Raw genomic sequence first — 9590 nt, 5'->3', positions numbered from 1 at the left:
TGGTTGTGTTCACATCAAAGGCAACGTTGTTATTCGTCACATTCGCCGTTGTACCATTACCATTGCCGTAGTTATAGTTTGGTATCTTATTCGCTACGGCTTTTAACTGTGCCACGTTGACGGCATCACTGTCGTTTGAACCCGCAGCGACATTAATGATTTGGCGAGTGTGTGTACCATTTCCGACAGAAACTGCCCCAAGCGTGTTCGTTGCAGTGGCAACAATCGCCGCTTTATCGGCATCTGATGCTGAAGATAAGGCATAAACGGTATTGCTTGAATATGAAGATGTATTCGTTGCAGCCGTTGCTTTAAATTTCGCACGATCTGCCAAAGAGCTTGAACCCAATGCCACGCCGTTCTCTACCGTGACGCGCGTATTATTACCTAGAGCGATACTCCCATTCGCTGTTGCATTACTCGCGTTACCTAAAGCAACACTGCCTGCTGCTGTTGCATTGCTATTATTACCCAAAGCAATACTGCTTTTCCCTGTTGCAAAGGTTTCATACCCCATAGCAATCGCATTTTCAGCGGTTGCATTGGTGTAATGCCCGATTGCAGTCGCAAACTTATCGGTTGCTTTTGCTTGGTCACCAATTGCCACCGTTGAGCAGGCTAATGCTCGGGTTTCAGAACCAAGAGCAACAGTACTTGTACCATTTGATAGTGAATTCTTACCGATCGCAATAGATTGGTCACCAGAAGCGGTGGAATTATCACTCAATGCCAAACTGCTACCGCCTGAAGCATTCGCTAAAATACCAAATGCACTTGAACGGTCGCCTAACGCCTTAGCTTGCGTACCCACAGCCAAAGCACTGCTCATAGTAGCATTCGAGTTAATACCAATCGCCACAGAATTTACCCCTGAAGCCTTGGCTTGAATCCCTGCAGCTAAAGCATTACCGCCTGTTGCACCACCTTTTGCATCAACGGCACCTTTATTGGTGTTAGCATTGCCATCAGATGAATTTTTACCATCATTGACGTGGAAATAGTTTTCTGGGCTTGTACCACTTGATCCGCCCGTTGAAGAGATCGTAACCGTACCATTATTATTATTCGTTAAAGTAATATTGTCACCCGCAACATATAGTGGCGAGCTGATGGTCACGTTAGTAACATTGCCGTTAGCTCTAGTGGTAACGGTTGTGCCATTCGCACCGATAAAATTGACTTGGTCACCAAACGCAACGCTATTCACCACTGCACCTGTGTTATTACCGACTTTCCATTTGCCGTTGGTAAGCACAGAGTGGAGCTGTGAGCCGTTGATGGCATCGGTAGATGTTGCACTGATTTCCCCTGCGGCAACATATTTGATTTGACGAGAGTCAGTTGCACTTGAGCCTACGCTAACGTACGAACCCGTACCTTTTGGTGCGCCCACAAAGCCATCGTAAGTTACACCATTTACTGTACCGCTTGTTACAGTGGTTGCGCTGCTTTGAGCAGAATTGTTACCTAACACCACCGAACCGCTTGTGCCTAAGGTAACATTGTTACCCATGACATAGCTATCATTGCCGGAAACCTTGTTGTTTGTGCCTACCGCACCTGAGCGTGAACCTGTAATAGTGTTATCTGTACCTACTGCAATGCCTTTATCACCGCCAGTGATTGTACTTCTTGCACCGATCACCGTACCGTTTGTAGAATTTAAAATATTGGTACTTATACCTACGGCAGTACTATTTGATGAATTTGAAACCTTAGAAAAAGAACCCAATACTGTGGAATTTTCTGATTTATAAGCAACAGTATTTGAACCGACTGCTGTTGCATTTTCAGAAGCATTTACTCTAGATATAGTACCAAGGGCAGTACCATTTGCACTATCTATTACACGAGATCTTGAACCTAAAACAACGCCTGCTGTTGAATTTGCTACTCTTGAGGTATCACCAATCGCAACCCCCAAGAAGCTACGATTATGATTACTGGAATTACTTGATTCCCAAATTATTTTACCATCAGCTCCAGTTCTATATTCACCAATAACACGGGCATTCTCACCTAAAGTAATAGCGCCCGTACTTTCCGCTCTTGAGCCAGAACCTAAAGCAAACGCCCCCGTGCCGATTGCCGTTGCTTTTGTTCCCATAGCAACGGTTTGAGTTCCTAATGCATTACTATCAATACCAATCGCAGTAGAAGTATCACCCGTAGCATTATTATGACGACCAAAGGCAAAACTTGTGTTTAACGCCGTGTTCCCTTCACCAATGGCAATTGAGGAATTACGACCACCTTCATTTTGTCCAATCGCTCTGTTTCCTAAACCGAGTGCAAGTGAGCCCTGTCCTTGAGCGTATGAACCTGCACCAATTGCCACCGCACCACTGCCTTTGCCATCTTCTGCAGTTGGATCATATCCAATACTGGCACCATCACCAATTGCAATAGAACGGTCTGTAGATGCATTTGCTTTCTGACCAATTGCAACAGCATTTCCACCATTTGCATTCGTATTACATCCTACTGCAACTGAACCTGCTCCAGAAGAAGTGCCACGTCCAACAGATACTCCTCGATCCTTGGCGGAAGCTTGGCGTCCAATAGCCACACCTTCAAGAGGGTTTTCTGACCCAGTAACCGAGGCTTGATTTCCAATTTTCACATAGTATGAACTATCATCTACATTCGCCCCTAACGCCGAGCCACCAATCATCGTTGCTCCGGCTGTCATCAGCGAAAGCGCAAAAACTGAAATTTTCTTTTCTGTTTTCGATTTCGTTTTGCCTTTCGCCTTCGTTAATTCGGATACCGCCACCCAAGATTGAGTTGCATGATTCCAAATAACTCTAAATATTTTGTTCATATAGGTTTCTCCTAAAATCACCTGAAATCTTATTAGCTCTATCCTTAAAGCAGGAAAGAGGTCTGATGAGTATAGCCAAAAGCACTATTAATCTCAAAATTAATTACACATTATTTACAAACTTTTACTTATCCATAAAAAGATTAAGGAAATTATGGATTGATGTATGCCATTCATCACAGGATTGAAATTTATAAGATAAAGGCTTGAGATGGTTTTGATAGAAATAAAACGGGCTAAGAAAAAATCCCATATTTTGGGAGTAAAAAGGAAATAGTGAAATCAGCAAAATGCTTTATCACTCTAGGTAAAATAAGGTGATATTAAGGTTGTTCAAAAAATTCGGTGATCTGTTTTAACACCTTTTCCCGCAATTCATCCCGTTCGAATAAAATCTCGTGTTTTGCTTGATGAACCGGCTCGCAATGAGCGTTGGGGAAAAGTGCGGTCAGTTTTTGCAAGGTTTTGTTATCTACAATTTTTTCTTTTTCTGACTGCAAAATCAGCACAGGAACTTCAATGCGGGGGAGAATTATAGGCAAGCGTTTTATGGCATTGAGGCATAAATGCACCCATCGAAAAGTCGGACCTCCAAGGTGTAAGTTAGGATATTTTCGGTTAATTCGGTTCATCCATTTCATTCGGGTTTTACAAAAGCTGAGTTCGTTGTGTTCGAGATGTGCCGGTTTGTACGCCCCTTTGCCAAACACATAACGCTCCCCTTGCCCCAGTAAATTCATGGCAGCAATGATAAACTCATCCCGAATCGGCTGTTTTAACGGCACACCAAAGAAAGGGGAAGAAAGCACCGCTTTTTGAATGTGGTGATCGCAATTTGCTAAATAATAGGTGGCAATTAATGAACCAAGAGAATGGGCAACCAAATGTTGGGTTGGATAGTCAAAAAGTGCGGTCGTTTTTTCAATCACTTTTTGCATATCTTCCACATAAAAACGAAACTCGTCCAAATGCCCTTTTTCCGGATCATTCAAAAGCCTGTCGGAATAGCCCTGCCCTCGGTGGTCAAACAGCAAGACATCATAGCCTTGATGATAAAAATCGTAAGCCAATTCCGACCATTTCATCATATTTTCCGCCCGTCCATTCACCAAAATCATCAATTTTTTGACCGCACTTTCCTCGTGAATAAAATGGCGATAAGCAATACGAATATTGCCTTTCCCAATCAGATATTGGGTAGGTGTGCTTTCAAAAAAAGGCAATAATTCCACCAAGGCAAATTGGCAAAAAAGGGGTTCTCGAATCATAGGGATAGATAAAATAAAGGGCGTCAACAACGCCCTATTAACAAATAGCAATTATGCGACCAACTGTTTCAAAATACGGCGAACCGGCTCAGCTGCACCCCATAGGAGTTGGTCGCCCACGGTGAAGGCCGCGAGGTATTCACCACCCATGGCGAGTTTGCGTAAACGTCCGACTGGCACACTTAATGTACCGGTGACTTTCGCCGGGGTGAGTTCTTTTAATGTGGTTTCTTTGTCATTTGGAATGACTTTCACCCATTCATTGTGAGAAGCAATAATTTGTTCGATTTCCGCAAGCGGTAAATCTTTTTTCAGTTTGATGGTGAAGGCTTGGCTGTGGCAACGTAATGCACCGATACGCACGCATAAGCCGTCAACCGGAATTGGGTTGTCGCTTAAGCCAAGAATTTTATTGGTTTCCGCATAGCCTTTCCATTCTTCTTTGGTTTGTCCGGTTTCCGGTAATAATTTGTCGATCCAAGGGATGAGGCTACCGCCCAGTGCTGCACCAAAGTTTTCTGTTGGGAAATCGGCGGAACGCATTTCTGCGGTCACTTTACGTTCAATGTCTAAAATGGAAGATGCCGGATTGGCTAACTCCTCTTTCACTGCATCACGCAATAAGCCCATTTGGGAAAGCAATTCACGCATATTTTTCGCGCCAGCACCAGATGCCGCTTGGTAGGTTGCCACAGAAACCCATTCCACCAAATCACGTTCAAACAAACCACCGATTGCCATCAACATTAGGCTCACAGTGCAGTTGCCTCCTACAAAAGTTTTAATGCCGTTTTTTAAGCCTTCATCAATCACCTTTTGGTTGACCGGATCAAGCACGATGATGGCATCTTTTTCCATACGCAATGCAGAAGCGGCATCCACCCAATAGCCGTTCCAACCTGTTGCTTTTAATTTGGGATAGACTTCATTGGTGTAATCACCGCCCTGACAGGTAACAATAATGTCTAATTTTTTGAGTTCATCAATGTCGAAAGCATTTTTGAGTTCGCCCGCTTCTTTGCCGGCGAATACCGGGGCTTTTTGCCCGGCTTGGGAGGTGGTGAAAAAAACAGGATTGATGTTTGCAAAATCATTTTCTTGCACCATACGATCCATTAATACGGAACCGACCATTCCGCGCCATCCGATAAAACCAACGTTTTTCATAGTGTTTTCCTTTGTTTATATTGTGTTTGAATAGGGTTATTAATTACAAGATAGCGTGAGGAAAATCAAGTTTTTTATAATAAGTTGAAGAAAAGATGTAAATGATGTTATCCGATTGTCCCTAAATCCTCTCGCTCATTTACGGAATAAGGTGGAGAAAATCCGAAGGATTTTCGAGGGAGAGGGGGAAATGCACAAATTCATTCCTTATCTTTTAGCAAGAAAAAATCCCCTTTCGGGGATTTTCCATTATTTTTCTACTTTTTTCGTAGCTTTCTTCACGGTTTTTTTAGCAGTCGATTTGACCTCAGATTTGACCGCACTTTTCGCCTCTGCTTTTTTTGAGACATTGGATTTTGTGGTCTCTTTTGCTTTTGAGATAGCCTTAGTGGTCGTTTTTTTGCTTGCAGGCTTTTTCGCTGCAGCCTTTTTCTTCGGTTTTTCCTTTAAATTCGCTGCTTTCCACTCATTGAGTTTTTCTAATAAAACTTTGCCCATTGGGCTTGGATCGCCACTGAAAAGGGTTTTTAACCCATTATTTTCAATGATATGACGGCGTAAAGCCAAACGTTCTTCGTGATTTTCGGCTAAGCGAATGGCTCTTTCTACATACTCATCCACCGTATGGGCAATTAACCATTCAGGCAAACCTAAGCGTTTAAATAAGCCTTCATCGATATGTTCATGCACCTCTGGGCCGGTTTTACAAACACCGACTAAACCGAGCGTTACCATATCAATGATGCCGTTTGTGTTACCAAACGGGAATGGGTTTACCATCATATCGCAGTGATGCAAAATTTGAAGGTATTGATGATAAGGTGAATGTGGGTGTGCCGTGGCATCGTCCCCTAAATAAGATTTAATAAAACGCTCCACATAAGGGTGAGTAACACCACTGGATTGCCCTAATGCAAAGTGGAAATGCACTTTCACTTTGGCACGATCACGAATGGCTTTTAAAGCTTCCAAGAAATACAGATTTAATTTCATCGTGGTCGAAGCAATACCGATATTGACCACTTCCGGATTAGCACGCAGACGATATTCTACATTCTGTGGTGCTAGAGCAGACGGCACATAAGGCAGTGCATCTTTTGGCAAACGCAATAAGGTTTCGCTAAAGCATTCCTCTGAGCCTACATAATCGTCTTCCACAATCACATATTCAATAAAGTCTGAATGGGTAGTCGCAGGATGACCTAATGCAATGACTTGAATTGGTGCAAGGCGGGTATTACTTGCAAAGATGGTGGTGAGATCCATACCAATACTTGGCATATAAAGCATCGCTGCCCCATTTTCATCACAAATTGATTTTAATAACGACAATTTTTCTAAGATATTGTTGCCTTTAAGCAAATGGAACTCGTCAAATACAGCTCTACCGGCATCATCCACCGCTTCACCACCCACACCAATTAAATGAAAATGCTCACGGGCGGCAATCATCGAAGTGGAATGGGTGCGATAAATGGAATGAGCAGAGTGAAAATGCTCTAAAAGCACTACCATTACAGGTTTACCATTACGCTCTCCTAATTTACTCACATCACGATCTACCCAACCTCCTGCAAGAAGATGACGGCGGATCACTTGGTTTAATGCACGTTTTACATTGTGTTTATTCGCCGCCACATCATAGCTACAATGCATATACACATCATGAGAAATCCCGCTTGGGAGATTGTTGAGGTTTTCAATTTGCGCTAATTTTTCAGGGAACCATTGTAACAACGCACCCCGTTTACCAAAGGCTTGCTGAGTTGCAATAAAACGCGGGGATTGCAAGGCAAAGCAAAGTGAGGCACAAAGCTCTGGATCAAGACTCCATAAGGCATCTAAATTAAGATTTACATTGGATTCCGGCAAATAGAGAATACAGAACTTAATCAGTGCCGATTTGGTTGAGGTATCCAAATGAATATCTAATGGATTTTTAGGGTTTGGATTGGTGTTATAGGTTTGTAAAATATGATCAGCATTCACAAAAGGTGAGGAAGCAAAAATCATATTTAACCAACGTTGTAAAACTAGAAAACGTTGCGCACCGGAGGGAGAAATATCTAATTTCGGATCACTGAATAATTGAGTGATTGCCACTGCCATGCGGGTGGAAAAATAGATATGTTTATCCTTAGCCAGATTTTCAAGCTGTGGTGGAAAATCAATCTCAATATCTTGGATATCGCCAAAATTAGTATCAATTTTGCCCAGAATATCAAGTAATTCCACACAAGCATCTTCATAATTTTTCGCAGCTACCTTTTTTTCAAAACGTAGCACGCTCGGTTTTTTCACTTCAGACATTTTTTCCTTCCTATTTGAATTAACAGGTTCCCCAAAGATCATATTCATCCGATTGGGTGATTGTAACCTTGATAAAATCACCTACTTGGACATCTCTATTACTGATGTTATCTATATAAACTAAACCATCAATTTCCGGCGCATCGGCTTTTGAACGCCCGATGATGCCTTCTTCATTCATTTCATCCACCAACACCGTTAAGGTTTTGCCCACTTTTTGTTTCAAACGCTGAGCGGAAATTTCTTGCTGTAATTGCATAAAACGATGATAGCGTTCTTCTTTAATTTCTTCCGGCACCTGATCAGCCATCTCTGTTGCAGGCGCCCCTTCCACCGGGCTAAATTTAAAACAGCCCACACGATCAAGCTGAGCTTCTTTTAAGAAATCTAATAACAGCTGGAAATCTTCTTCCGTTTCTCCCGGAAAACCTACAATAAAGGTGGAACGCAATGTTAAATCCGGGCAAATTTCACGCCATTTTTTGATACGCTCTAAAGTGCGGTCAATACTGCCCGGTCTTTTCATCGCTTTGAGAATTTTGGGGCTGGCGTGTTGCAACGGAATATCCAAATAAGGTAACAATACGCCCTCTGCCATGAGAGGGATTAAATCGTCCACATGAGGATAAGGATAAACATAATGCAAACGCACCCAAATGCCGAGTTTTCCCAATTGTTGGCAGAGTGTCATCAAATCATTTTTAATCGGCATACCATTCCAAAATGCGGTTTTCACCCCACCCTCTTGGCGTTTTAAATCCATTGAATAGGCCGAGGTATCTTGCGATACCACTAATAACTCTTTCACACCCGCTTCTGCCAAACGCTTAGCTTCGTCTAACACCTGAGTGATAGAGCGACTTTCCAAATCCCCCCGCATAGAAGGGATAATGCAGAAGGTACAACGGTGATCACAGCCTTCAGAAATTTTTAAATAAGCATAATGTTTTGGTGTGAGCTTCACCCCTTGTTTCGGTACCAAGCTGGTGTAAGGGTTATGGGTCGGTTTTGGCACATATTTATGTACCTGTTCCATCACTGCTTCATAGCTATGGGGGCCGGTGACTTCTAAAACTTTGGGATGCACTTCACGAATACGATCTTCCTTTGCCCCTAAACAACCGGTAACAATCACCCGACCATTTTCTTCCAAGGCTTCCCCAATGGCTTCAAGGGATTCTTGCACCGCACTATCAATAAAACCGCAGGTATTGACAATCACCAAATCCACATTTTCATAACTTGGCACAATGTTATAACCGTCTGTACGCAGTTCGGTGAGAATTCGCTCTGAGTCCACTAAATTTTTTGGACAACCCAAGCTTACAAAGCCGATATTTCGGGTGGTATTTTGCATAAAATTTTTTACCCCTATTTTTTGTGGCGTGATTCTATCCTGTTTCTAAAAGAAAGGCGATAAATTAAAGGTAAAGGATTGTAAATTACGAGTAAAACATTCACATAAATAAAAACTAACTGAGTTATAACCAATCATTATAAAAATGTAAATTTTGTAAAAACTGCTTTTATTTTGCTCATTTCCCAATAAAATACCCAAGCTTTTTTTGTCAGATTTATTTTTTGACAATTTTTCAGTTTTATTTTTATTAAATATTTGGAGTATGAAAACTTTATGAATAAAACATTTAAAGTGATTTGGAATCATGCCACTCAATCTTGGGTGGCCGTCTCGGAATTAAGCAAAGTAAAGGGTAAAACAAAGTCAACATCTTTATCAAAAGCGATTGCCATAGCTGCATTAGTGGCCTCCCCTGTTTATGCGGCGAATGTTATTCAAGGTGATGGTGCTACTGCATTGGCACAAGGTGTTGCACTTGGCGATAACGCAAAAGCAACTGGTGGAGATAATACTAAAGATCCTACTAAGAATGAAAATACTGAGTCATCAATTGCTGTTGGTGTTGGAGCTGAAGCGACTAATAAAAATGACATCGCTATCGGCAATAAAGCAGGTTTCGGCTTTAATGATAAAGGGTCAAATTGATCTGCACCCCAAAAGT

At 42.1% G+C, this 9590-nt stretch carries 6 protein-coding genes; 1 reads left to right on the top strand and 5 read right to left on the bottom strand.

All coding sequences use genetic code 11. The annotated features are described in order from the left end of the window. From BKK48_RS07640 to rimO, 5 genes are all read right to left on the bottom strand, one after another. Positions 1-2824 (bottom strand): ESPR-type extended signal peptide-containing protein (locus BKK48_RS07640; RefSeq protein ID WP_077427534.1); only part of this gene is annotated, 2824 nt, incomplete at its 3' end. A 323-nt stretch (positions 2825-3147) separates the two neighbouring features. Beyond that, on the bottom strand, positions 3148-4092 hold the full coding sequence (locus BKK48_RS07635) for an alpha/beta fold hydrolase (protein WP_077427533.1): 945 nt from the start codon (positions 4090-4092) through the stop codon (positions 3148-3150). Positions 4093-4143: 51 nt separating this feature from the next. Beyond that, entirely contained in the window at positions 4144-5259 is a 1116-nt protein-coding gene (gene asd / locus BKK48_RS07630; RefSeq protein ID WP_077427532.1) for an aspartate-semialdehyde dehydrogenase, read from the bottom strand. Positions 5260-5508: 249 nt separating this feature from the next. Beyond that, positions 5509-7569 carry a UDP-glucose:protein N-beta-glucosyltransferase gene (locus BKK48_RS07625; RefSeq protein WP_077427531.1) on the bottom strand — a complete coding sequence of 687 codons (2061 nt, stop codon included), beginning with the start codon at positions 7567-7569 and terminating at the stop codon, positions 5509-5511. Positions 7570-7588: 19 nt separating this feature from the next. After that, positions 7589-8926, bottom strand: coding sequence for a 30S ribosomal protein S12 methylthiotransferase RimO (gene rimO / locus BKK48_RS07620; RefSeq protein WP_077427530.1), 1338 nt, complete (start codon positions 8924-8926; stop codon positions 7589-7591). A 276-nt stretch (positions 8927-9202) separates the two neighbouring features. Here rimO and BKK48_RS07615 point away from each other — a divergent pair, with 276 nt between their 5' ends. Next, positions 9203-9574, top strand: a complete 372-nt coding sequence (locus BKK48_RS07615) for an ESPR domain-containing protein (RefSeq protein ID WP_077427529.1) — start codon at positions 9203-9205, stop codon at positions 9572-9574. The last annotated feature ends 16 nt before the right edge of the window (positions 9575-9590 follow it).

Origin of the sequence: Rodentibacter heidelbergensis (genome assembly GCF_002000125.1) — a bacterium.
Taxonomy (GTDB): Bacteria; Pseudomonadota; Gammaproteobacteria; order Enterobacterales; family Pasteurellaceae; genus Rodentibacter; species Rodentibacter heidelbergensis.
Note: the sequence above shows the minus strand (reverse complement) of the source record. Positions and strands in the feature narration are given on the sequence as shown.